Below are 23,138 nucleotides of genomic sequence, written 5' to 3'. Positions count from 1 at the left end.
GCACAGCCCGTATTGGGTTGGTCGCGAGCGTCGATGTACTTGGAACTTCGAGAAATCTCTCACATAGTGTTTCTAGGGCGAGTATAGCAGAGGTGTGAAAAAATTGCAAATCAGAGTTTCAAGATTTGTTGCAGTTGTTTCATGGCGCGCTTGGCATAGACCCAGACGGTGCCGAGCTTGCCCGGATTGACGTGCTTATCGAACATAACGATCAGGATCACGCGGTAGCTGATGTTAAAGGCATAGATGTCGTAGCGCGTGCCCTCATGGATATACACGGCGTTGCTATCCTGCTCCTGCAAATGCCGCGCAAGCTGGCTGGCGGTCGAGAAGCTGGTAGCGAGCAGCGGCCCGGTCATCTCCATCACAACGCTTGGCAGCGCGCCCCACTGCACCAGGACCATACCCGCCGGATCGCTGAGCAGGACGCATTGCGCGCCGATCTCTTTGGCGAGCACCTCCAAGAGTTTGTTCAGCACCGTGAGCTGCTGAGGCCGGATGATCAACGAGCCGCCGCCGCCAAAACCTTCGGCTGGCGCAGGCTCGGTAGGCGGCTCCAGTGCAGGCGGCTCTTTTGGCGCTGAGGCTGCGGCTCTGGAAGGCTCGACGGTCGCGCTTGGTGCAGCCTGTGGCGCGGCAGCAGGCGCAGGCTCGGCCTGCGGCTGTGAGGTCGGCAGGTTGAGCATTTTAGCCTGCGCGGGCGGCAACTGTTTCAGCTCACTCGTCGTGGGCAGCACGGGCGGCGGCGCGATGTCGAGCGCCTGATACACGGCGCGCACTGCCTGTGCCGCCGAGCCTTCGAGCGCGACGAACTCGGCGCCAACCGCCAGCACCTCGGCGGAGGTGACAGGACTGGCCTGGCCGCAGATCAAGATGCGCGTATTGGGTGCAAAATTAGGCAAAATCTCGGCCAGCTCCAGGCCGCTCATATCTTCAAGTTGAAGATCCGCCAGCACGATCCGGGGCGGTGTCTGGCGGGCTTGCCACAGCGCATGGTTGGCAGACTCCATCACCACAACGTCATCTAACCGATCCATCTGCCGGGCCACATAATGCAACACAGCATTTTTACCGGGCACAATCATAATCGGGGCAGTTATCATGTACACACCTATGCTTAAACTTACGTAGTGGCGCTGCCAGGCATGGAATCCAAGCCTACGGCAGCAAGGTACGATCCAGAAATATGTCGTTTCGCACTGCTGGCGCAGAATCTAAGGAGCCTGTTGGGGGAGATCCCCAAATCCCTCAGGTCCGACGCCGCACTAGCGCGAAACGACATACACAAAAAAGGCGGTACCGCTCTGCCGCAGGCGTGCAGCCCACCGCGTAGCTCCTGATTGAATGACGTGGAGGAGTCTAGCCATCCGGTGGAGCGACCGGCAGGTACACATGGAAGGTGCTGCCCCGCCCTGGTGTGCTCTCCACCTGCACCCGCCCGCCATGCACTTCGACGAAGCTTTTGGTGATCGCTAGACCGATGCCCATGCCATTCCGAATGCGGGTGATCGACGGGGCAGTCTGGTAAAAACGCTCAAAGATCCGCGACAGATCACGCTGCGTAATGCCGATACCGGTATCGCATACGTCGATTCGTACCTCTCGTCGGTTGGTGGCGGCGTACGTGCCTATGATCGTGACTGAACCTCCAGGTCTGTTAAACTTCAGCGCATTATCGACCAGATTCGCCAGCGCTAAGGTTATTTTATCGCGATCAGCCCGGATCAGCAGCGGCTCCGATGGGTGTTGCAGATGGAGTGGGATCTCGCGCTCGTTGGCGAGCGCCCGTAGCTCCGCGACGGTTTCCCGCAGCATCTCCCAGACATCGAAGACCGTCAGATCGAGCGTCATCTGCTGGAGATCGGACTGGCGCAGGTTGACCAGATCGTCGACGATGTCGCTGATGCGGTGCGCGCCCTTGAGCACCTGCTGTAAGTAGCCGCTCTCGTGGCTCTGAAGGTACTGCCGCAGCAGCGAGCTATAGCCCAGCACAAGCGAGAGTGGCGTGCGCAGCTCGTGCGATGCGATGCCGATGAATTCGCTCTTGAGATGATCGAGCTCTCGCAGCGCCGCAAACTGGCGCGCGTTGCGGATCGCCAGCGATGTTTGATTGGCAATGATCGCCAGCAGCTCGGCCAGCGCTGCCTTCTGCCCGTCGTCATACGCCGCCACTAAGACGCCGAGCCGCTCGTCGTGAACGGCCAGCGGCAGCGCCATGACCGCCCCTTTGCCGGTCCGGCCCGGCGCGATCGGCATGCCGTGCTGCGCGCTGGGGACCTGCGCGGTCGCAAAGACGTGCCGGGCCAGATCCTCGACCGCGCTCAACTGATCGGCGTCAATGCCGGAGGCCGCGACGCAGGGATCTTGCTCGTCGGCGATCCAGATCATCACCGCAGTTGCGCCCGTCTCGCGCCGGACAATATCGATGACGATGTGATAGAGCGCGTCGAGGTCCAGCGTGCTGTTGATCGTCTGGCTGTACTCAAAGACCTTGACAAGCGTTTGTAGCCGAACGTTGTTGCGTTGCAGCCGCTGCCGCTCCAGCGCCCGCGCGACCGTCAGGCGCAGCTCCTCGATGTCGAACGGCTTGGTGATGAAGTCGGCAATGCCGGTACGCACGGCCCGGCTGATGTTGTCGAACGAGCCGTAGCCGGTCATGACCACGATGCCCAGCGAGGCGTGCTGCGCCCGTGCCCGCTCGGCAAGCTCCAATCCGTTGATTTCGGGCATGCTGATGTCGGTCAGCAGCAGATCGAAGGGCTCGGCGGCCAGGCGTTGCAGCGCGACCTCTGGACGGGTGACTGTCTCGACCCGATACTGATCGCGGCTTAGGGTTTTGCGCACCACCGTACAGACAAACGGATCGTCATCCACAACCAGAATCCGTGGCTGTTCGACATCGAATGCAGGCAGTGCTGTTTGCGGTGGTGCGGCTGGCATTCCTTAACCAATCACTTCGATCGCTGTTTGTGGCACAACAATCCGCTCCGCCTCGCTCACCTGCACGGTCGCGATCGGCGTGCGCAGGCCGGATGGCAACTGGCCCTGCGCGCTAAGCGCCTGGACCCGCCCGATCATGCCCATATGCCGCTCGTCCACCAGCCGCACGATCGATCCCACGCGTAGCGCTTGCGGCTGTGTCGGGTCTTGCCCGCCCTGCAAGCGCGGCAGCGGAATTACCAGCCGTGGACGTTGCAGCGGCGGCAAGAGCGTGGTACACCCGTCGAGAAACGCCTCTTGTCGATCGTAGCGCGTCAGCAGATCGAAGAGCGGCTCGGCCATCGGATGCGCGCCAAACCCTTCGGTGACGAGGACGGTCGGCGTCGATGGCGTGCCGCCCCGCTGCTGCCCGTAGGCGTACCAATCGTCGGGGAGCGCGCCGCCGAGAAACGCTCTGACCTCCGATTGCTCGATGCTGCCGACGATCACGCCGCGCACCTGCTCCTGCTGCGCTTTACGCAGCGCCTCGGCGGTAATGCCAGCGCCGCCGATGATCAGGGCGTACGCGCTGCGCGCGTCGATCATGTCGGGCGTGATGATGTCGTGGCGATCGGTGACAAGCAGACGCAGCACGCCGAACTGTTCGCCGCCGATCCCAAAGACGCCCTGAATCATCGCCGCCGGTGTTTCGATCAGCGCGCTTCGTCCGGGCATCACATCGGCAACATAGCCGCGCACCGATGCGGTTAAGGTGACGGGAACCGGATCGGGCGTGATGATCGCGTAGCCGGTTTCGGCGTCAACGGCGCTGAGCGTGCCTGCCTGGGGCGCCATACATTTGCGGCGGCGGCGCTTGGCTAAGACCTGCTGGGGCGCCACGCGCTCGCCAACTTTCCGGCGCATCGCGCGCGGCACGGCCTGCGCCTCGATCCCTAGCGCGCTGGCGATGTCAACAAACACGGCGGACTGTGGCACGATGGCCTGTCCAATCGGATCGTCCGGCTCGATCCGGCTACCGACGCGAACCGTGATGTCGCCTGGCGCGGGTAAACGACGCTGGATCTGAGCTACGGTTGCAGGTAAAACAGCCGGTAAGCCATCGGGGAAGTGGCTGGGCATCACGATGCTCCTTATTTCGGCGCGACGCGCGCATTATAGCACACGTCTTTTTGACGCAATTGCGCGCCCTGAACAAGGGCGCATGGTCCAGATCGCCGGTAGGCCGGATCTCCCATCGGCAGCGCGACTCCACGGAGTGGCCCTTATGTAGTATACTAGATCATCTTCATCAACTATCTCCTGCCAGAGGAGTGTCCTAACCTATGGACCTAGCTACGGCTGATTTGCAGGCTGGTATCGCCGCAACGCGCGCCGGCGACAAAGAGCAGGCGCGGGTTTGTTTCATCCGTGTACTCAAGCACGACCCCCGAAACGAGGCCGCCTGGCTTTGGCTCAGCCATGTGATGCCTACTGTCGAGCAAGCCTTGCGCTGTATCGATCATCTGCTCACGATCAACCCCCACCACAAGCAGGCGCAAGAGGCGCGCGATGTGCTCAACATTCGCTTGCTGCTGGAGGAGGCCGCCGTGCTCCGGCCTCAGACAGCGGCACCGCCGCCGTCCACGCCGCAGCGGCGCTACATGCTCGGCGAGGCGCTGGTCGAGGCGCGCGTGATCACGCAGCAGCAGCTCGATGCGGCGCTCAAGGAGCAGGCTCGTCTGGCCCGCAAGAAAAAGCCCCTGCGCCTGGGCGAGGTTCTGCTGCGCATGAAGCTCGTTCGGCCTCAGCAGCTTGAGGCTGCCGTCGCCACGCAGATCGAAACGCTGCCGACGACCGAGGGCGTCACGATGCAGATCGGCGAGTATCTCGTTCGCCGTGGGCTGGTCACGCGCGCTCAACTGCATCAGGGATTGGCACAGCAGGCCGATCTGAAGCGCAAAGGCCACCGCGTGCTGCTCGGCGATGTCCTGGTACGCTGCGGCTACTTGGCGCGCGAGCAGCTCAATCATGCGGTCGTCGAGTGGCAGCAGCAATATAATCTATCCTTCCACTGACGCCGTCCCGCCGCCCTTGACGCGGCGCGCGGCATTCGGTAGCATGATGTACGAGAGCGGGTGTTGGCCGGTGCTGGTCGCCGTCTTCAAAACGGTTGGGCGGGGTGACGAGCCTCGCCGGTGGGTTCGACTCCCACGCGCTCTCGCCATTCATCGATTGCTTCACCCAGCCGCATGCTGCTGCGCATTCTGAGCGCCCGCCATTGCACGGCTCGATCCACAAGTTGCGCTTGACGCCTACAGTAGCATGCTCGATACCATCGACAGGTAGTAGCTCGGCGCTCTGCCGTCGGATCACCCCTGCGTCAAACCAAGCACGGTCCGCGACGTTGCACAGATGAGGGATGGGCAGTGCTGGGAGGCGGACCGATGAGCGAGAAGAAAAGAGCCGACATGCTTGACCGGCTGAGCGTCGAGGTCGTCGCTACCAGGCAGATCGGCGCGGCGCAGCGTACGGCGATCATCGAGCTGTGCGGCGCGGCCTTTGCGCAGGATTTCGCCCCGCTCTTCGATCTTGTCCCGCTTACCTCCTCGCACCTGCTCGTGCTCCTCGACGATCTGATGATCGGCCATGCAACGTGGATGACGCGCTGGCTTGAGCCGCAGGGACAGGCGCTTTTGCGCACGGCGTATGTCGACGCGGTGGCGATAGCGCCAGCGTATCAGGGCCAGGGCGTCGGCAGCCTGGTGATGCAGCAGCTTGCGGCGCGTATTCAAGACTACGACATCGCCGCGCTCTCCACCTCGCGAGTCAGCTTTTATCGTCGCCTGGGCTGGGAAGTCTGGCAGGGTCCGCTCTATGTGCGCACGTCTCGCGGCATTCAGCACACGCCCGAAGAGATCGTGATGATCCTGCGCTTGCCGCGAACACCGGCAGATCTCGATCTGACCCGTCCTCTCAGCGTCGACTGGCGCAGCGGCAGCGTGTGGTAGCCGCGCATCGACACCCCAACTTCCAACCGTGATGGTATCAACCTGCCGTATGCGTCCGGCAGGAGAACAGCATATTCCGATTGACAGGAGCGTAGCTGCGCCTATACAATGGTCGGACCAAACGATGCCCCCTCTGTTGATGCCATCTTTCCATCGGGCTATAGAAGACACCGGTGCATGGTGCCTTCAGGAGGATGGAGATGGAGCGGCTGCTTGTGATCTGGCGCCAGATACTCCCCCAGCAGCGCTTGCAGCTTGCGCTGCTGGGGCTGTGCCTGCTGGTCAGCGGCGCTGTCGGCTGGAATGTTTCCAGCAGCACGACGATCGCGCCCGACGGTAAGCTGGTCTGGATCGAGCCGACAGGCGCGCCCACCACGCTGCCTCAGCCTGGCGCTGCTGTCGTAGGGCGCGCTGAGACGATTGCTCCTCCAACCTCGCAGCCCGGCATCACCGCCGCCGTGCTCGACTTCTTTGGCTTCGGGCCGGGTCCATCCGCGCCGCCCATTGAGGCCCCGCCTGAGCTGATCGTCGGTCCTACGTCGCGCAGAGCAGCCGGGCCGATGGCAACGCCGACCCGCAGCCGAGCGGCGATAGCTACCAGCCCGACCGTCACGCCAACCTCCGGCTCTGGCAGACAGCCTGCGCGCCTCACTCCATCGGCGACGCCCCGCCGTGCGGCGACGCCCACGCCGCGCAGGCAATCGACAGCAACCGCGCTGCCGTCCAGAAGCCCAACGCCGTCGCATGTTCTCCCACCTCCTCAGACGACGCGCACCGCTACGCCAGTGTGGTCCGCCACGCCCGTTCGGGAGCAGCCATCCGATCCACAGCGCCCGGCACCTGCGCCGCCGCGCACCGCTACCGCCGTGCCAAGCTCGACCGCAGCACCGCCGCGTGTGCCGCCAACATCTAGCCCGCTACCACCCGCGCCGGTCACGCCGCTGCCGAAACCAACTGCCGTGCCGACCGCGGTGCCGCCGGAGCCAACGCCAACCAGGCAGCCGGAGCCGACCAAGACGCCAAGGCCGACCAAGACGCCAAGGCCGACGGATCTGCCGCCGACGGCAGTGCCCACCGCGCCGCCCGAACCAACCGCCGCGCCGACGGATCTGCCGCCGACAGTTGCACCAACCGAGGTGCCGCCGGAGCCGACCGCCGCGCCGACCGCGGTGCCGCCCGAACCAACCGCCGCGCCGACCGAAGTGCCGCCGGAGCCAACGCCGGAGCCAACGCCGGAGCCAACGCCGTGTCCACACGATCGGGGCGGTAGCGCGGGTCCCTTGAAGAAGTGTAAATAATGTCGGGTCGGACCATCACAGCAGCCATGATCTGCCATCTAGATCGGATTGTTGTGTGAGCATTGACATGCTCTAGCGCGTCTTCTACAATACGGCAACTGCCCGCACCCATCCCGCATACACCCACCGGGCCACACGGATGCTTCCTCGTGCGCCGACAGGCCGGGGTGGGGGACTCCCCACAATGTCCCTTCCTGATGCAGAAGCGGCTGTTTTCCGAAGATGCGCCGTGATCCTGAGCTAGACCGGAAGGATGGACATGGCCCGATTGCCGAGGGGTTGGAGCAGCATAGCCTCTGCGTATCGCATCCATCTGCTCACAGCAGCTATGTGTTTAAGTATCAGCGGTGCCGTCGGCTGGGCAATTGCCAGCGGCTCGCGCGTTCAGGTTACACCGAAGGGCCAGATCATCTGGATCATGCCGACGGCTCATCCGACCGTGCCTGCGGAGGCGATGTCGGTGCTGCCGCCGGAGTACCAGGAGCCGACGCCGACCGATCCAAGCATGGCCGAGCGTATCCTTGATTTCTTTGGCGGTCCGACCACGCTGCCGGTTTTGCAGATCGACGACGAACGGCTTCCAACAGCTTCCGTTCGGCCACCGTCGGATGCTCCTCTGTCTCCTGGCGCTAGGCGCGCAACTCCAACGGCGCTACGTCCCAGTGCCACGCCACAGCGCTCGACGCGCGGAACGCCCACGCCGACTCCGCCGCGTGTGACGGCTTCTGCCCTGCCGGAGGAGATTCCTGCCGCGCCGACCAGCGCGCGCGTTCCAGAGCCGCCAGCCGCCGCGCCTGCGCCGCCCACGCCGACGCCGAGCCGAAGCATGCCGACGCCAACGCCGACCGATCTGCCCAGAGAGGAGCGGCCCGCGCCGCCACATATCCCCACCAGCACGCCGCCGCGCTCCGCTCCGACCGAGCAGCCCCCTGACCCGACTCAGGTGCCGACGTATGTGCCGCCGACGCCGGAGCCAACACCGCAGCCTACCGCTACGCCGGAGCCGACAGGACTACCCATTCTCCCGACGCTTACGCCCCTGCTGCCGACGATCCTGCCGCAGCCAACCGTGCCGCCTATCGCTACGCCGGAGCCGACGCCGGAGCCGACGCCGGAGCCGACGCGCAAACCAACGCCCACGCCCTGCCCTGATGACGACGACGATGACGCTGGGCTGCTGCGTAAATGCCACTGATCAGATCAGGATGATTGCGACGACGATCAAAGCAGCCACAGGATACACCCTGTGGCTGTTGCTTCGTTAAGGCGATAACGGTATGCTGTGTGGCTGTGAGGTGATGCATGTATATTCTGGTGACAAACGACGATGGCATTCAAAGTCCGGGCTTGCTCGCGCTCCGGCAGGCGCTCGACACGATCGGCGAGACAGTAGTGGTTGCGCCCGAACGCAACTGGAGCGCCGCGTCGGCAGCGCGAACATTATTCGATCCGCTGCGCGTCGATCCGGTGTCGCTGGCCGACGGACGCGAAGGATTTGTCTGCACCGGCACGCCCGGCGACTGTGTTGCCCTGTCGCTGCTCGGCATCCTGAAGCGCCGCCCCGATCTGGTGGTGTCGGGGATTAACATCGGGCCGAACCTGGGCAACGATGTCAGCTATTCTGGCACGGTTGCCGCCGCGCGCGAGGGGACGATCATGGGCATTCCGTCGATCGCTGTGTCGCTGGACGGGCACCGCGATGCCGATTTCAGGCCAGCGGCGGCATTTGCCGCCAGGCTTGCCCGGCTTGCGGTCGAGCATGATCTGTCGCCTGAGGTGGTGCTGAACGTCAACGTGCCGCATAGCCCAATTCGCGGCGTGGCGATCACGCGCCTGGGACGGCGGGTATATCGCGATGAGCTGGTGGTGCGCCATGATCCGCGCGGTCGTCCGTACTACTGGCTCGGCGGCGGCGAGCCGGAAGGCGATCTGACCGAGGGCACCGATACGGCGGCGGTCGCCAACGGTTACATTTCGGTGACTCCTGTCCATTTCGATCTGACCAACCAGCGGTGGCTGGATACGCTCCGGCGCTGGCCGTTGGACGTGTAGGCACGAGGTTGCTATAATCGAGGAGATCATGAGGCACGATCCGGCAGCATTCCGATGTCTGGCGCTGCCTCAGAGCAGAAACTCACAATCACGCACTCTTGCGTAGGCACGATGTCCAAATTTCATACAACAATCAGTCAGTGGGGGCTCGTTAGCGGCATTCGCCAGGTGCATAGCGACATGATCGTCGTGAGCGCGCCGCGCTCGCCGTTTTCGCCCGAAGCACGCAAAGGCCAGCTCGTGCTGGTCGTCGAGGCGGAGGGCGATGTCGCGCGGGGACGGCAGGCATGTACGCTGGTGGCTCGAACGATCCGCGAAACGTTCTATGCCGACGGCTCGATGAGCATCACGTCGTCGTTGCGCCACGCGCTCAAGGCCGCTAACGCCGCGCTGTATCAGCACAACTATAACGCGCCGCCGCACAAGCGGGCGCTGGTCGGCTGTACCTGCGCGGTGATTCACGGCTCCGATGTGTTCATCACGCAGGTGCCGCCCTCGCAGGCGTTTATCGCGCATACCTCCAGGCTCCGCGCGCTGCCGGTGCCGCTGTCGTGGACCAACGGCGCCGATCTCTCGGCGACGCATCGCCAGGGCTCGCTCGGCACCAGCCTCGGCTCAGAGCCGGAGTTCTTTCGCTCGGTGATTCAGCCGGGCGATACGCTGGTGCTGTGCTCGTCGAACCTCGTTCGTCTGCTCGGCAAGCAGCAGACCGAGCAGTTGATCTGCTACTCGGATGCCGCGACGATCGCCGATGAGCTGTACCATGCGTGTCGATCAGCGCATCTGCCCGAAGCGCACGCGATCGTGATCGAGGCGGTGCCCGGCGCAGCGCCCGAAGTTCAGGATACGCCGGTCGCGCCCGCCGAGCCTGAGCCGCACGCTGAGCGCCCAAAGGTGGCAGGGCGGCTGGGCGGCTGGCTGGGTCGCTCCTCGCGTGCGCCACGGTCGCAGCCTGCCCCGTCGGACCCCGGTACGCCGCACGAGCAGCTGGCTGTCGGTGCGGCATTGCCCACAACGGTTGCGGCTCCGCCGTCCAACGGTCAGCGAAATGCCGCGCCGCTCACGCTGATCGATACGCTGCCGGTGGCCGACGTGATGCCGCTGCCGCCGAGCGCGTTTTTGGGCGAGGGCGACTACGGCGGCATGGTGCGGCCTCCGGCAGTGCCCCGCCGTAATCGCCAGATCGATCTCTCCGACAATACGGGCACGCCTGTTGATTTTGCGGCGCTGCCACGCAAGCCAGCGCCGCCGCCGCCGACCCTGGGCGATCGAATCCTGCTGCCGATTCACTCGCTGCTGGCGATGACCATGGGCAGTGTCGCCAATGTGCCGCGTCGAACTGCCCGACCGGTGGAGCGGCAGCCGGCCCAGGGTTTGCGGCTCAAAGGGTTATCGTATCGCAGGCAGCGACCGCCGCTGCCCTGGCTCAATATTTTCTTGATCGTCGGCGTTGTGGCGATGCTGGTGATCTTCGGCATCCGTCAAAACCGGCAGAGCGATCAGCGCACGATCGAACTGGCGCTCGCCAAAGTAACCGAGGCGGTCGCGCAGGCACGTCAGGCCCAGGATGGCGTTGTGGCGCAGCGGCAGCTTGAGGCGGCAGAGTCGGCCTTGAACGATGATGTCGGTAAGCTGGTGGCAAGCGGCTTGATCACGACGACCAAGAGCGCTGTCTGGACACGCTATCTGGCCGTGCGCACCGACTACGATCGCGCGATGGCCGAGATTAATCGTATCGGCTTCATCGACGATTTCGAGTCCGTCGCGACGCTGCCGGGCGGCCAGGGGCTGATCGAGCGGGTGGTGCTGGGCACGGCGGCGATCAGCGATACTCAGCCGCCGCTCTTCTACCTCGACCGCGCGGCGGGCGTGCTCTACGAGCGCGGGCAGCAGGAGCCGCTGCTCAAGCCCGATCAGGATATTAATTCGTCTGTCACCGATCCGATCCGCGATGTGCTGTGGCGTGAAGACAACGTGATCGCGTTCGACCGTGGCGATCCCAGCACGCCGATCTACCGGGTCTATCTGCGCAACGGCGATGGCTGGCTTGCCAATCGCCTGAATCAGACCGAGTGGATGGAGCCTGCCGAGGGTAATCTGCCGCTGGCGACCTACGGCGGGCATTTGTACATGTGGGACAGTAAAGAGAAGCAGCTCTGGAAGTATACCAGCGGCATGTACGCCGATCTGCCGACGCCCTGGCTTGCGCCCGGCATGAGCAAGCCGCTCGATCAGATCGCCGATGTGCAGGTCGATGGGCTGGTCTATCTGCTGAACCGCGATGCCAGCATCATGGTCTTCGAGGCCGGGAGTCTGATCAGAGAGTTTCCAGCGCCGCAGCTTGCCGTGCCCGTCTCCACGGTGTCGCGCTTTCTGGTGACGGCGGATATGCTGGAGGCCGACGGCGTGACGGTCAAGCAGCCCGGCTCGATCTACATCCTCGATACCCGCAACGAGCGGGTGCTCCAGATCAACAAGACCGACGGCACGCTGATCCAGCAGATCCAGGCGCGCATTCGCGGGCCGCTCAATCAGATCAGCGATCTGGCCGTAGACGAGGCGCGCGGCTTGCTCTATCTGGCGAATGGCCCGCGTGTGCTCCGGGTGGACTTGCCGGTGCCGCCGCAGCCGCCTGCTGAGGCAATGCCCGCCGCAACTACGACGCCGGAGCCGTAGCCGTCAGGCCGGGGCGGGTGCCAGGCCCAAAGGGCACCCCGGCCCGGGTGGCCCCACGCTTTCGCCCCCTCTCCTATGGCAATGGCAGAGGGATGGCCGGGTGCCCTCCAGGCGGCGATTGGGGTGCGGGCCAGAACTTGAAGCTTTGAACGTTGAACTCGAAAGTTGCCTATGCTGATCAAGCCGCCAAGCAGAACCGATCTCCACGCCGCCTACACCGCTGCCGGGTGCGGCGTGTGTGGCCTGCTCATGCGCAGCGAGCGCCGCTATATCGACGCGACGCTGTACGAGCATGTCACCGATGTGCGCTGGCGGGCGGAGGTCCGCGCCGCGCGTGGCTTCTGCGCGCTGCACACACAGCATGTGCTGGAGGTTGGTCGCTCGGCGCTGGGTGTCTCGCTCGTCGCCGCAGACATTCTCAAGACACTCCGCGAGGCGCTCACGGCGACGGATGCGGGCGGCACGATCAGTCGGCTGCGCGCCGCGCTCGGAGCGAGCAATCCGTCGGCGTCTGCGCTTCAGCCCCAGCAGCCATGCCCGATCTGCACGTATCTCGCCGACCTCGGAGCGGTCTATATCGCCGCGCTGCTCGACGACATTGCCACCGATGAGGGCCGCGCGGCCTATGCGCGGTCGGCGGGGCTGTGTCTGCCGCACTTCCTGATGGCGGTTCGGCGCGGCGGGCCGGGTCTGGCAACGCTCACCACACATCAGGCGCAGGTCTGGGAGCGTCTTGAGGCCGAGCTAAGCGAGTTTGCCCGCAAGAGCGATTACCGCTTCGCCGACGAGACGATCGACGCCGAGCGCGACGCCTGGCGACGTGCCCTGCTGCTGCTCTCCGGCGAGTAGCCCCGCCGCTTAGCCACCCAACCCCAGATAAAACAGCGCCACGCTGACGATCAGCCCAAGCGCCGCGCCGATCAACTGGTCGGCCATGCGCGATTGCCAGGAGTTGGCCTCGTCGAGCTTGCGCGTTAGCTCGGCGTTGGCGATGATTAGGTGTTCGAGCTTGAGCAAAATATGCTCCAGATCGACGGGCGGCGCATTCTTGGCCTGTAGCCGTCTCTGCTCGCCCAGCGGCATCAGCAGCGCTCCGGTGAATGCCCGCCGCGCCAGTTCCGCCGCCTGCTGGTCGCTGGCAGGCGCGCTGCCCCGCTGTGCTCTGACCAAAATTCGTCCGTCCGGCGCGGTGTAGGGCGCGTTCGTGCCCTGCGGCACGTCCAGCGCGATCAGCGTCGCGCCGTCTAGCTCGACGCTGCGCGGCTCGATCAGGATCGGCGGCGTCACCAGTTGCGCGCCACGGGTGATCTTGCTCAGCGCCGCCTGAGGGTTGCGCAGCCCGACGACAGCTTTTCGCCTGTCGATGCCGAAGAGAATTGTGCCGCCGTGGGTGTTGGCAAGGCTGGCGATCAGCCGCGCAATGGCCTCTGGGGTGGGTGCGTCGCGCTCGAAGATGATACGCTCGTTCGGCCCCAGGCGGATCAGATCGTGGATGCGGGCGGTTTCCATGCTGTGTACTCCTCTGCGGTGGCAGAGTGTACCATGAGCGCGTACGGTTGTTGGTGCGCGCCTGGGAAATGATTAAAGCAAAGCAGGGCATGGGACCTGCCCATACCCTGCCACCTGAGGGGTGCGATTAGACCGTCTCGGTCGGACGCTCGCTCTTGATTGCGACCGCCTGGCGCTTGGTGAAGGTCAGATGCCCGTTGACAGCATCGACCTGGATCACATCGCCCGCGACAAACTCGCTCTTGAGCAGCGACCGGCTCAGCGGCGTTTCGAGCATGCGCTGCACCGTGCGGCGAAGCGGACGCGCGCCATAGACCGGGTTGTAGCCTTCCTTGACCAGCAGTTCCTTCGCCACTGCCGTCAGCTCCAGCGTGATCTGCTGCTCGTTCAGCCGTCCCGCCACTTCCTTGGCCTGTAGCTCGACGATCTGCATCAAGTTTGACATCGTCAGCGGCTGGAACACAATGATCTCGTCGATGCGGTTCAGGAACTCAGGCCGGAATGTGCGCTTCAGACCCTCGTCCACCTTCTTGCGCGCCTCGGCCAGGTCGATCTGATCGGCGTCGCGCTTGAAGCCGATCGTGCCTGCCCGAAGCTCCTCCGTGCCGACGTTCGAGGTCATGATGATCACGGTGTTGCGGAAGTCCACGGTGTGGCCCTGCCCATCCGTCAGCCGACCGTCGTCGAGTACCTGCAAGAGCGTGTTGAAGACCTCAGGGTGCGCCTTCTCGATCTCGTCGAACAAGACCACCTGATACGGTCGCCGCCGGATCGACTCGCTGAGCTGGCCGCCCTCGTCGTAGCCGACGTAGCCTGGAGGTGCCCCCAGCAGCCGCGACGTGGTATGCCGCTCGCCGTACTCGCTCATGTCGATCCGCGTCATCGCGTCCTCGCTGTCGAACATAAACTCCGCCAGCGCCTTCGCCAGCTCGGTCTTGCCGACGCCCGTGGGGCCTAAGAAGATGAACGAGCCGATCGGACGGCGCGGATCTTTCAGCCCGGCGCGCGCGCGGCGGATGGCATCGCTCAGCGCGACGATCGCCTCGTGCTGGCCGATCACCCGCTCATGCAGCCGCTCCTCCATGTGAATCAGCTTCTCACGCTCCGTCTCCAGCATGCGATTGACCGGAATGCCCGTCCACTGGCTGACGATCGTCGCGACATCTTCCTCGTCCACGATCTCATCCAGGTTGCTCTGCTGCATCCAGGCGGAGCGCTCCTGCTCGAACTGCTCGTTCAGCCGCGCCGCCTCGGCCTTGAGAATCGCCGCGCGCTCGTAGTCGCGCCGCTCGACCGCCGCCTCCTCGGCTGCGTGCAGCTCCGTAAGCCGCGCCTGCTTCTCCTTCAGCGCCTGCGGCATCGAGTAGATGTCGATGCGCAGCTTGGCCGCCGCCTCGTCCACCAGATCGATCGCCTTGTCGGGCAGGAAGCGCTCGGTGATGTAGCGGTGCGATAGATGCGCCGCCGACTCGATCGCGTGGTCGGAGATCGCCAGGCCGTGATGATCTTCGTAGCGCTTGCGCAGCCCGTAGAGCATCTGGATCGCCGTGTCGACATCCGGCTCCTCGACAAAGACCGGGCTGAAGCGCCGCTCAAGCGCCGCGTCTTTCTCGATGTGCTTGCGGTACTCGTCCAGCGTCGTCGCGCCCACGACCTGGACATCGCCACGGGCCAGCGCGGGCTTGAGCATGTTCGAGGCGTCGATCGAGCCTGCCGCCGCGCCTGCGCCCACAACCGTGTGCAGCTCGTCGATGAACAGGATGACCTTGCCCTGCCCGTTGCGCACCTCGTCCATCACCGCCTTCAGGCGCTCCTCGAACTCGCCACGGAACTTGGAGCCTGCCACCATTCCAGCCAGATCCAGCGCCAGCACGCGCCGCTCGGCCAGCGTTGGCGGCACGTCGCCCTGCACGATCTTCTGCGCCAGCCCCTCGACGATCGCGGTCTTGCCGACGCCGGTTTCGCCGACGAGCACCGGGTTATTCTTCGAGCGGCGCGACAGGATACGCATCAGGCGGGTAATCTCGACCTCGCGCCCGATCACCGGATCAAGCGTGCCGTTGCGCGCAAGCTCGGTCAGATCCGTGCTGTACTTCTCCAGAATCTCGTAGCGCCCCTCAGCACCGGGATCGTCCGCGCGCTGCGAGCCACGGATCTCCATCAAGACCTGATAGAGCCGCTCGGCGGTGATGCCGAACGCCGTCAAGATCCGCGCCGACGTGCCCTCGCGCTCGTTGGCGATGGCGATCAGCAGATGCTCGGTGCCGACATACTTGTCCTGTAATCGCTCTGTCTCCTGCTCGGCGCGCTTGAGCAGCCGGGTGGTACGCGGCGTCAGATATGCCTGCGCGGTGTTGTAGCCGAACTGGTTGCCGTACGCCTTGGGCGCGCGCTCAAGCTCGCGCTCGACCAGCCGGGCAACTTCCTGGGCATCGACGCCCGCTTTCTCCAGCGCGCGCTGCGTCAGGCCCTTGCTCTGTCGGATCATCGCCAGGAAAATGTGCTCCACATCCAACTGGGTGTGATGCATTTCCCGCATGATCTCCTGCGCCTCTTGAAAGGCTTCTTGTGCTTTCTCTGTGTAGTCTTCTAAACGCATGTGTTCCTCGTATCATCGAAACCAACAACGGACGTTATGGTGATACTATGGTTGCTGGCTATGTGCTACGATTGTCGATCTTCGTCCAATACCTGCCGTCCACGGTGCTGGAGCTGCTCCACCTCTTGCCGCAACAGATCCATCTGCTCGCGCATATGGAGGATAACTTCCGCACCCGCCAGATTCACGCCCAGGTCATCCACGAGCCGTTTGATGCAGCGCACTCGCTCGACATCAGCATCCGAAAAGAGCCGAATGTTGCCGTCGCTGCGCTGTGGCCGGATCAGACCTTTTCGCTCGTACATCCGCAAGCTCTGCTCGTGCAGGCCCACCATCTGGGCTACGACACTGATCGTGTATTTTGGTGTACGCTCACTCATGCGATCTACCGATTCGCGTTTGCCCGATGGAGCGATGTTAGCTGTCCGTATCGTCGATTATGTTGCGGTTAACGTTACATAATCCATTATACGGTCGCGCTTGCTGTTTAGATGTCGCTCGCGCGATTCTCTCATACAACGCTAACACCTGCCGCTCCTTCGACATGACGCGCTTTAGGCTCGAATGCTCCGCAATTCCTGTACCAACTCTTGCTCCCGCGCCGATAGCTCGGTCGGAAGCTGGGCCTCCGCGATGATGTAGAGGTCGCCGCGCTGCTCCGTGCCGGGCCTGGGCATGCCCTGGCTGCGAATACGGAAGGTTTTGCCGTTCTGGGTATTCGCCGGTATCTGGAGCGTTAGTGTCTTGCCGCTGAGCAGCCCGATCCTGGCCTCGCCGCCGAGCAACATGGTGTAGAGATCGATCGGCGCGCGGTAGCGCAGGTCGAAGCCCTCGCGCTCGTAGCGCTCGCGCGGCAGCACATTCACCAGCAGGTAGAGATCGCCGCGTGGACCGCCGTTGATGCCCGGCCCGCCCTCGCCCGAAACGCGAACTTTACCGCCCGTGTCGATGCCAGCCGGGATCTTGACCGCCAGCGTTCGCGCCTGCTGCCCCGCGACGCCGGTGCCGCCGCAGCTTGGGCACAGGTTGTTGCTTTGCACGCCCGTGCCGCTACAGGTGGCGCAGACCTGCGGAACGTCCATGCGGATCTGGCGCTGCGTGCCGTTATACGCCTCTTCGAGCGTCACATCGACGCTCTGCTCGTAGTCCTTGCCTTTTTGTGGCCGGCTGCCGCCGCCGCCAAAGCCGCTGGTCTGCCGCCCACCCATCGTGCCGAACATGCTCTCAAAGAAATCCGAAAAGCCCGTGTCCACGCCGGGCGAGCCCTGGCCGAAGCCGCCAAAGCCGCTGCCGGAGCCGAAGTCGACGCGCACGCCGCCGGGCTGATTGATGTACTGCGACCAGTCGAAGCCGCCGCCAGCACTGCCAGCCTGCTGATACCGATTCCAGTCAGCGCCGAACTGATCGTATTTCTTGCGCTTCTCGGCATCCGATAAGACCTCGTAGGCCTCGTTGATCTCCTTGAATTTGGTTTCTGCTACCTGATCACCGGGATTGATGTCGGGATGATATTTGCGTGCCAGCTTGCGAAACGCTTTTTTGATCTCATCCGCGCTCGCGCTCCGGCCAACGCCAAGTGTTTTGTAGTAGTCTTTATATTCCATCCGAACCTCGATGTGCAGTGATTGGCGTGTGCTCTGCTTTGACTATCAGGATTCTAATCCTTGATACTGTCAGTGTCAAGGTTTCTATAACGCTAGGACGCAACTCTAGTACATCGTTAACACAATCATTGGTTCTGCTGCGGCGCGGACGACCACAGGGCGCGCGGCACGGGCGTGGTGATGTAGCCCTCGTCAATGTTGCCGAAGACTCGCGCCCGCGCCATGCCCCAGCGCCACAGGTAGTGAGCGATGTAGGCGCACATCACGCCGTCGAGCAGATCTTCGTAATCCTTCAGGCGCGCCTTGCTCAGCGGCGCAAGCTCGGTCGCCAGCAGCTTGTCGGCATGCAGCAGCGCCGGATCGGCCTGGGCAAGCGAGCGCAGCCGCGCCTGATACGCCGCAAACTCCGCCAGACGCTCGTCGTGAGTCCGTCTGGGCCGCGCCTTGTAGCGAATGATGCGGTCGAGGTCGAAGATCGAGACGATCGCCGGGTGAGTGTAGACCTCAACAATCTGGCGGATCGGCACCTGCGCCGCGACCTCGGTGCGGTGGATGAAGCCCTGGTCGAGCAGCCGCTCCAGCAGCACCTCGCCTCGAACGATCCCATCCCGCGCCAGCCGGTTGCGATTGACCGGATGCGCCCCCGCGTGGTAGCGCGCGAACAGCTTGCTGATCTCAACCTCAGCCGGTCGCCGCCCGGCCTGGTTCGGCACGCTCAGCGGCGCGTCGATCGCGACGAGCGCCGGAGCATCACCGGCGTGCTCCACCACGAACGCGATAACCTCGTCGTCGCCGCGCAGGAGCCGTGTTGTCAGCAAGCGCCCGCTGGTCGCGTCGCCCTCGATCACGGCGGCGCCGGTTGGGTTGCGGAACGACCAGGCGAGATCCAGGCCGATGAAACGCATAGGTCGGGCCTTTCTGTAGGTGATGTTTGAGCAATGATTGCGGATACATGAAAAATCCGGCGGGCTGGAACGCCTGCCGGAACGTATGCTAAGATCTGCGAGTCGCTGCTCACGCGCTGGGCGCGGCCTGGGCAGCATTCGGCTGTGGAGCCACCGGTGGGCCAAAGCGCACTTCGAGTACGCCATTCTTGAACACCGCGCGCGTCGCCTCGCGATCTGCCAGGGTGAGCGGTAGAATCAGCTCACGGCGAAAATTCCCAATCTCGATAAACAACTGATCGCCGCGCTTGGTCATATTGACCTTGTCCAGCTCGACGTGCGGCAGCGGCAGCTTCAGCAGGTACTCGTCGCCGACCTTGGTCAACTCCTGGGTTGCGCCCTTGAAGAACACCTGGGTCGGATCGCTGTCTCCGAAGAGCGTTCGTCCGAGCCGCCGCAGATCGTCGATGCCGCGCAGATCGCGCGCTTCGTATGGCGCTTCCCAGATCGGCAGCGGCGTGAATAGCTCGTGCGCCTCTTTGCGGTAGCCCTGCTGGATCGTGTAAAGCTGCTGTAAGAATCCGTTGCCCTGGACGTTCTCCGGTAAGACGCGGTTCAGCACCGCGCCGTCGATCGGATAGCCGTAGAGCGCCAGGTAGGTCGCGGCACGCTGCGCCTCTTTGAGCACCATGCGCTCCGGCGTCAGCACCAGACGATACGACGAGATCGCCGGATCGGTCAGCGTGGCGCGCAGCTCATCGACCTCTGCCATGAACTTGGGCAGCGAGTCGAACACATCGCTGGCCGGGATCAGCGCCCGCACGAGCGGGCGCGCCAGCTTAACGGTCGTCTGCTCCCAGTTGAGCACCCGCCCCGCGTACCACTGGAAGGTTTCAGGCATCGTCAGCAGGCGCACTGTCTCGCCCGTCGGCGCGGCATCCACGATCACCGCATCGTAATTGCCTTCGCGCGCCTGCTTGCGGATATGCATGAGGCTGACGACCTCCTCCATGCCGGGAATGACCGATAGCTCTTCCGCCGCGACTTCGTTAACGCCTTTGCGGCGCAGCACATTTTGCAGATAGGTCTGGAGATGACCCCAGTGGCGTCGCACCTCGTCCAGAACGTTGATCTCCTGACCCCACAGATTCGGCGCGACAAGCGTGGGCTGTGATTGCAGCGGAACATCGAGCGCATCGGCCAGCGAGTGCGCCACGTCAGTCGAGACGACCAGCGTGCGATGCCCAAGCTCGGCGGCGCGCGCTGCGGTTGCGGCGGCAGTGGTGGTCTTGCCGACGCCGCCTTTGCCTAGATATAAAATGAGACGCATGAACGCTCCTTCTCAAACGAACTACGGTTACTGTACGTCGCCGCATAGACAAGTGTTGCAGGCGGATGATAACCGTGCATGTCTTTGTACCAGACGCAGCCCTGCTTTGGCGCTCCACCGAAGTCTGCTAGTCGCTTTTAGCGCATGGACTTAAGGCTGTGGTAACATAGTACATCATCATCTCGTGCTCGTCTGTTTTAACCGTAGAATAGACACGGGGCACTCACTCCACCGAAAGCTGGCATCCTCTCTTTGCAACTCCTTGTGCCGATCGTTGCAACTTGTTGTGCCTGTCACCGTACAATCAGATGGATGATCGCCCCGATCATCGAGGAGGCTATATGAGTCCTACTCTGCTCGAAGTAACGATCGGACTGATCGCCGCAGTGCTTGTCTTTCTCTTTGCGGTGCGCGCCGTTCCGCTGGTTATAGAGCAGTTGTCGCATTATTTCGATCACGTATTCAATCCCGAAGAGAGCGACGAAAGGGAATCGGAAGATTATGAGCGCTAATATGAAGGCTGTCCGTCCAAGACGGAATGGAATGGTGAGCTTGTTCGTGCTGGGTATCGCGGCGCTGATCGCGCTGGTGGCGCTGGGGCTGGTCTTCTCCGCGTGGCGCACGATCGAGCCGGGCTACGTCGGCATCGTCTTCGACAAGGCCAGCCGCAAAGTGACCAACACGCTCGATCCGGGCTGGGTCTTTATCAATCCGTTCACTCAGAGCATCACCAAGTATCCGGTCGGCGTGCAGACGATCGTGATGGTGCAGACGGAGCAGGAGGGCGAGGTCAGAGGCGACGATAGCGTCAAGATCGGCAGCCGCGAAGGCCAGACCATGAACGCGGATGTCAGCGTCCAGTACTCGGTGCTGAGCGAAGAGGCGGCCAATCTGTATCGCACCTGGGCGGGCGCGCCGATCGAGGTGATCCGCGATAACCTGGTGCGTCAGGTGACGCGCTCGGCGCTCAACGACATCGCCTCGCAGTACGGCTGGGAGGAGATCTACGGCGAGAAGCGCATCGAGTATACCCAGAAGGTTTCCGAGGAGCTGCGGCGGCGCTTTGCGGAAAAATACGTCAAGTTCGAGTCGCTGAACCTGCGCGGCTTCCACCTGCCGCAGAACTTGCAGAACGCGCTCGATCAGAAGATCGCGGCGCAGCAGGCGGCGGAGCAGCAATCCTTCGCGCTCAAGCAGGCGCAGATCAAGGCTCAGCAGGATCAGGTGGCGGCGGAGGGCCAGGCCAATGCGCTGCGCGCGCAGGCGCAGGGCGAGGCCGACGCTACGCGCATTCGAGCAGAGGCCCAGGCTCAGGCCAATCGCCTGCTCTCGCAAAGCCTGACATCGGATCTGATCCGCTACCAGCAGCTCCAGAGATGGGACGGTAAGCTGCCGGTCTTCAGCGGCGGCGGCGCGACGCCCTTGATCGACGCTACCAGCATCATCAGCGATACGGCAGGTGCCGGTCAGTAGTACGCCGACACAAGGTAGAACGTGAAGGGGACATGCCTGCGCATGTCCCCTTTGTGTGCGTGCAGCCGCGCCGGTCGCTAGCCCGCGATCAGCGTGCGGCTCTCGGCGACCAGCCGTTGCAGCTCGGCCTCGATCACTCGACGCCACTGCGCGACTTCTTCATCGGTCAGCGCGCCGCCGCCGTCGGAATGCTCCATCGCCAGCTCCCAGCCGCGCCGCTGCGCAAAATGTTCGATCTCGACGCGCCGTGCTTCCGGCCAGCGCTGAATAAAGACCTTGAAGGCGCGACTCAGGCGCTCACTGCCGTCCTGGTTCAGCGCCGGAAGCGTAACGACGCTGTGCCCATCGTGCCTGGTGTCGGGCTTCGCGGCGCGGGTAAAGAAGATGCTGTCACACGTGCGGCAGTAGCGGTACTCACCCGCGCCATCATAGCGGCCTGGATTGGCGGCGATTGCTCCGATCAGCATCCGATCCGTTGGCGACATACTTCTCCCTTTGCGCCCCGCGTTTCGCGTTTCGCGTTCTCCCCTTGTTCTTTCGTCCCCGGCTAGGGCCTGGCGCAGAAGTTCGTCAGGCCGCGCTTCTGTAAGATCAGGGCCAGCAGCACAGCGCTTTCGACAGAAATACCCTCATCCGCGTCAACCGTGACCATCACAGCACGGGTCAGCTCGCGCAGCTCATCTTCGATCGAGCCGAATGTCGCGCGTGGCTGGCTGCCGACACACAGCTCTTGATGAAGCTGGGTGTGATAGCGCCGCAGGAGCAGCGCCGTCGAAGGCTGCGCGCCGCCGACAACGGGTACATTTTCGAGCAGCGCGTCGCTCCGCTCGATCAGATCGTTCTCGTCGAGCTGAAACAGCCGGTCACGAACGGCTTGATGTACGGCAGCGTTGATGTCTTGCCAAATTTCAGAGTGGTGCATGACAGCTCCAACGTTGAGATGTGCCAATAGCGCATGAGCCGGACGGCTCGGATGCTATCTTAAACCAAAACGGCAAAATACACCACGGACCTTACTCGGATGCTTCGGCCTCGATGTATAGGACTCGGCCACAGCGCGGGCAGCGGACCAGCGGATCGGGAGTGCTCAGCAGATCGAAGACGGCGGCGGGCAGCCGTGCCCGGCAGGCGCTACACTGCCGGTTGCGAATCGGCGCGAGCGCGGTGCCGCGATGGCGGCGCTGGAGATCGTCATACAGATCGAGCGCGCCGTCGGGAAGCTGGCCCGCGATACTCTGGCGCTGAGTCTGGAGCGCTTCAAGGTCGTGTCCAAGGCGATCGAGCTGTGTTTGCAGCAGCGCCTCTCGCTCATTCCATGCGACAGCCGCCTGCTCCACCTGATGCTCCACCTCGCTAAGCTGACGCTCCAGCTCTGCGATGCGCTCAAGCTGTGCCAGCACATGCTCTTCGAGCTGCGCGGCCCGCTCGCGGAGGATCACCAGCTCACGCGCAACCAGCGGATCGCTCGGCCCGTCGCGCTCCTGCTCGTCGAGAGTGCGCAGGCGCAGCTCAACATCGTCAAGCTCCCATTGTAGATCGCTGCTGTGGCCGCGCTCTTCCTTGAGCTTACTCGCCAGGTCGCGGCGCGTATTGCGTAGATCGCGGAGACGATCGCGCTCGCGAAACTCGTCCAGCACTGCATCGCGCTCACGTGCAAGATTGGTGAGTTGCTGATCGACCTGTTGAATCTGAGTAAACAGTTGTACGCGCATAGCAGGAATCCTTGATAGATCATAGGATACCACGGGCAGATAGGCGATTCAACCGCTTGACGTAGAACAATTGT

Annotated in this window: 21 protein-coding genes and 1 tRNA gene; 10 read left to right on the top strand and 12 right to left on the bottom strand. The window is 63.5% G+C overall.

Going from position 1 to position 23,138, the window contains the following annotated elements; genetic code table 11:
• Positions 1 to 110: 110 nt before the first annotated feature.
• The 3 genes from VFZ66_21690 to VFZ66_21680 form a co-directional block, all read right to left on the bottom strand.
• A complete protein-coding gene (locus VFZ66_21690; GenBank protein HEX6291813.1) occupies positions 111 to 1,037 on the bottom strand; it encodes a hypothetical protein in 927 nt (308 codons plus the stop codon).
• 322 nt (positions 1,038 to 1,359) lie between these two features.
• Entirely contained in the window at positions 1,360 to 2,874 is a 1,515-nt protein-coding gene (locus VFZ66_21685; GenBank protein HEX6291812.1) for an ATP-binding protein, read from the bottom strand.
• Between the two features lie 69 nt (positions 2,875 to 2,943).
• Positions 2,944 to 4,059: a hypothetical protein gene (locus VFZ66_21680; protein HEX6291811.1), complete on the bottom strand. Its 1,116-nt coding sequence runs from the start codon at positions 4,057 to 4,059 to the stop codon at positions 2,944 to 2,946.
• A gap of 203 nt (positions 4,060 to 4,262) precedes the next feature.
• On the opposite strand from VFZ66_21680, the gene VFZ66_21675 reads away from it, so the two are divergent.
• The 8 genes from VFZ66_21675 (at position 4,263) to VFZ66_21640 (ending at position 12,802) form a co-directional block, all read left to right on the top strand.
• Positions 4,263 to 4,994 carry a hypothetical protein gene (locus VFZ66_21675; GenBank protein ID HEX6291810.1) on the top strand — a complete coding sequence of 244 codons (732 nt, stop codon included), beginning with the start codon at positions 4,263 to 4,265 and terminating at the stop codon, positions 4,992 to 4,994.
• Positions 4,995 to 5,046: 52 nt separating this feature from the next.
• Positions 5,047 to 5,143 (top strand) — tRNA-Sec (locus VFZ66_21670).
• A gap of 220 nt (positions 5,144 to 5,363) precedes the next feature.
• Entirely contained in the window at positions 5,364 to 5,927 is a 564-nt protein-coding gene (locus tag VFZ66_21665) for a GNAT family N-acetyltransferase (protein HEX6291809.1), read from the top strand.
• 200 nt (positions 5,928 to 6,127) lie between these two features.
• Positions 6,128 to 7,225 carry a hypothetical protein gene (locus tag VFZ66_21660; protein ID HEX6291808.1) on the top strand — a complete coding sequence of 366 codons (1,098 nt, stop codon included), beginning with the start codon at positions 6,128 to 6,130 and terminating at the stop codon, positions 7,223 to 7,225.
• A gap of 328 nt (positions 7,226 to 7,553) precedes the next feature.
• A complete protein-coding gene (locus tag VFZ66_21655) occupies positions 7,554 to 8,420 on the top strand; it encodes a hypothetical protein (GenBank protein ID HEX6291807.1) in 867 nt (288 codons plus the stop codon).
• A gap of 107 nt (positions 8,421 to 8,527) precedes the next feature.
• Positions 8,528 to 9,277, top strand: a complete 750-nt coding sequence (surE, locus tag VFZ66_21650; protein HEX6291806.1) for a 5'/3'-nucleotidase SurE — start codon at positions 8,528 to 8,530, stop codon at positions 9,275 to 9,277.
• A 180-nt stretch (positions 9,278 to 9,457) separates the two neighbouring features.
• Positions 9,458 to 11,953 carry a hypothetical protein gene (locus VFZ66_21645; protein ID HEX6291805.1) on the top strand — a complete coding sequence of 832 codons (2,496 nt, stop codon included), beginning with the start codon at positions 9,458 to 9,460 and terminating at the stop codon, positions 11,951 to 11,953.
• 171 nt (positions 11,954 to 12,124) lie between these two features.
• Positions 12,125 to 12,802, top strand: coding sequence for a DUF6062 family protein (locus tag VFZ66_21640; protein HEX6291804.1), 678 nt, complete (start codon positions 12,125 to 12,127; stop codon positions 12,800 to 12,802).
• A gap of 9 nt (positions 12,803 to 12,811) precedes the next feature.
• Here VFZ66_21640 and VFZ66_21635 read toward each other — a convergent pair whose 3' ends face one another.
• The 6 genes from VFZ66_21635 to VFZ66_21610 form a co-directional block, all read right to left on the bottom strand.
• On the bottom strand, positions 12,812 to 13,462 hold the full coding sequence (locus tag VFZ66_21635; GenBank protein HEX6291803.1) for an ATP-binding protein: 651 nt from the start codon (positions 13,460 to 13,462) through the stop codon (positions 12,812 to 12,814).
• A gap of 127 nt (positions 13,463 to 13,589) precedes the next feature.
• Positions 13,590 to 16,061 (bottom strand): AAA family ATPase, encoded by a 2,472-nt coding sequence (locus VFZ66_21630; protein HEX6291802.1) that lies wholly within the window; start codon positions 16,059 to 16,061, stop codon positions 13,590 to 13,592.
• Positions 16,062 to 16,126: 65 nt separating this feature from the next.
• Complete coding sequence (locus VFZ66_21625) at positions 16,127 to 16,441, bottom strand: MerR family transcriptional regulator (GenBank protein HEX6291801.1); 315 nt, start codon at positions 16,439 to 16,441, stop codon at positions 16,127 to 16,129.
• A 174-nt stretch (positions 16,442 to 16,615) separates the two neighbouring features.
• Positions 16,616 to 17,665, bottom strand: a complete 1,050-nt coding sequence (locus VFZ66_21620; protein HEX6291800.1) for a J domain-containing protein — start codon at positions 17,663 to 17,665, stop codon at positions 16,616 to 16,618.
• A 125-nt stretch (positions 17,666 to 17,790) separates the two neighbouring features.
• The gene (locus tag VFZ66_21615; protein HEX6291799.1) at positions 17,791 to 18,570 is read right to left on the bottom strand and encodes a DUF429 domain-containing protein; all 780 of its coding nucleotides are present in this window, start codon (positions 18,568 to 18,570) and stop codon (positions 17,791 to 17,793) included.
• A 109-nt stretch (positions 18,571 to 18,679) separates the two neighbouring features.
• Positions 18,680 to 19,879 carry a TRC40/GET3/ArsA family transport-energizing ATPase gene (locus VFZ66_21610; GenBank protein ID HEX6291798.1) on the bottom strand — a complete coding sequence of 400 codons (1,200 nt, stop codon included), beginning with the start codon at positions 19,877 to 19,879 and terminating at the stop codon, positions 18,680 to 18,682.
• A 341-nt stretch (positions 19,880 to 20,220) separates the two neighbouring features.
• Here VFZ66_21610 and VFZ66_21605 point away from each other — a divergent pair, with 341 nt between their 5' ends.
• Together VFZ66_21605 and VFZ66_21600 are read left to right on the top strand one after the other, a co-directional pair.
• On the top strand, positions 20,221 to 20,391 hold the full coding sequence (locus VFZ66_21605) for a hypothetical protein (GenBank protein ID HEX6291797.1): 171 nt from the start codon (positions 20,221 to 20,223) through the stop codon (positions 20,389 to 20,391).
• Positions 20,392 to 20,422: 31 nt separating this feature from the next.
• Positions 20,423 to 21,352 carry a prohibitin family protein gene (locus VFZ66_21600; protein HEX6291796.1) on the top strand — a complete coding sequence of 310 codons (930 nt, stop codon included), beginning with the start codon at positions 20,423 to 20,425 and terminating at the stop codon, positions 21,350 to 21,352.
• Between the two features lie 77 nt (positions 21,353 to 21,429).
• Here VFZ66_21600 and VFZ66_21595 read toward each other — a convergent pair whose 3' ends face one another.
• From VFZ66_21595 to VFZ66_21585, 3 genes are all read right to left on the bottom strand, one after another.
• On the bottom strand, positions 21,430 to 21,837 hold the full coding sequence (locus VFZ66_21595; GenBank protein HEX6291795.1) for a hypothetical protein: 408 nt from the start codon (positions 21,835 to 21,837) through the stop codon (positions 21,430 to 21,432).
• 62 nt (positions 21,838 to 21,899) lie between these two features.
• The gene (locus VFZ66_21590; protein HEX6291794.1) at positions 21,900 to 22,274 is read right to left on the bottom strand and encodes a hypothetical protein; all 375 of its coding nucleotides are present in this window, start codon (positions 22,272 to 22,274) and stop codon (positions 21,900 to 21,902) included.
• A gap of 91 nt (positions 22,275 to 22,365) precedes the next feature.
• Positions 22,366 to 23,064, bottom strand: a complete 699-nt coding sequence (locus VFZ66_21585; GenBank protein HEX6291793.1) for a C4-type zinc ribbon domain-containing protein — start codon at positions 23,062 to 23,064, stop codon at positions 22,366 to 22,368.
• Between the last annotated feature and the right edge of the window lie 74 nt (positions 23,065 to 23,138).

Source organism: Herpetosiphonaceae bacterium (genome assembly GCA_036374795.1).
GTDB lineage: Bacteria > Chloroflexota > Chloroflexia > Chloroflexales > Kallotenuaceae > LB3-1.
Note: the sequence above shows the minus strand (reverse complement) of the source record. Positions and strands in the feature narration are given on the sequence as shown.

Excerpts from the sequence above, each read along its gene's own strand:
- VFZ66_21585 (HEX6291793.1), bottom strand. The coding sequence starts at position 23,064 with ATGCGCGTACAACTGTTTACTCAGATTCAACAGGTCGATCAGCAACTC.
- VFZ66_21640 (HEX6291804.1), top strand. The coding sequence starts at position 12,125 with ATGCTGATCAAGCCGCCAAGCAGAACCGATCTCCACGCCGCCTACACC.
- VFZ66_21595 (HEX6291795.1), bottom strand. The coding sequence starts at position 21,837 with ATGTCGCCAACGGATCGGATGCTGATCGGAGCAATCGCCGCCAATCCA.
- VFZ66_21615 (HEX6291799.1), bottom strand. The coding sequence starts at position 18,570 with ATGCGTTTCATCGGCCTGGATCTCGCCTGGTCGTTCCGCAACCCAACC.
- VFZ66_21625 (HEX6291801.1), bottom strand. The coding sequence starts at position 16,441 with ATGAGTGAGCGTACACCAAAATACACGATCAGTGTCGTAGCCCAGATG.
- VFZ66_21655 (HEX6291807.1), top strand. The coding sequence starts at position 7,554 with ATGTGTTTAAGTATCAGCGGTGCCGTCGGCTGGGCAATTGCCAGCGGC.
- VFZ66_21690 (HEX6291813.1), bottom strand. The coding sequence starts at position 1,037 with ATGGATCGGTTAGATGACGTTGTGGTGATGGAGTCTGCCAACCATGCG.
- VFZ66_21600 (HEX6291796.1), top strand. The coding sequence starts at position 20,423 with ATGGTGAGCTTGTTCGTGCTGGGTATCGCGGCGCTGATCGCGCTGGTG.
- VFZ66_21610 (HEX6291798.1), bottom strand. The coding sequence starts at position 19,879 with ATGCGTCTCATTTTATATCTAGGCAAAGGCGGCGTCGGCAAGACCACC.
- VFZ66_21630 (HEX6291802.1), bottom strand. The coding sequence starts at position 16,061 with ATGCGTTTAGAAGACTACACAGAGAAAGCACAAGAAGCCTTTCAAGAG.
- VFZ66_21660 (HEX6291808.1), top strand. The coding sequence starts at position 6,128 with ATGGAGCGGCTGCTTGTGATCTGGCGCCAGATACTCCCCCAGCAGCGC.
- VFZ66_21620 (HEX6291800.1), bottom strand. The coding sequence starts at position 17,665 with ATGGAATATAAAGACTACTACAAAACACTTGGCGTTGGCCGGAGCGCG.
- VFZ66_21675 (HEX6291810.1), top strand. The coding sequence starts at position 4,263 with ATGGACCTAGCTACGGCTGATTTGCAGGCTGGTATCGCCGCAACGCGC.
- VFZ66_21605 (HEX6291797.1), top strand. The coding sequence starts at position 20,221 with ATGAGTCCTACTCTGCTCGAAGTAACGATCGGACTGATCGCCGCAGTG.
- VFZ66_21590 (HEX6291794.1), bottom strand. The coding sequence starts at position 22,274 with ATGCACCACTCTGAAATTTGGCAAGACATCAACGCTGCCGTACATCAA.
- VFZ66_21645 (HEX6291805.1), top strand. The coding sequence starts at position 9,458 with ATGATCGTCGTGAGCGCGCCGCGCTCGCCGTTTTCGCCCGAAGCACGC.
- VFZ66_21680 (HEX6291811.1), bottom strand. The coding sequence starts at position 4,059 with ATGCCCAGCCACTTCCCCGATGGCTTACCGGCTGTTTTACCTGCAACC.
- surE (HEX6291806.1), top strand. The coding sequence starts at position 8,528 with ATGTATATTCTGGTGACAAACGACGATGGCATTCAAAGTCCGGGCTTG.
- VFZ66_21665 (HEX6291809.1), top strand. The coding sequence starts at position 5,364 with ATGAGCGAGAAGAAAAGAGCCGACATGCTTGACCGGCTGAGCGTCGAG.
- VFZ66_21635 (HEX6291803.1), bottom strand. The coding sequence starts at position 13,462 with ATGGAAACCGCCCGCATCCACGATCTGATCCGCCTGGGGCCGAACGAG.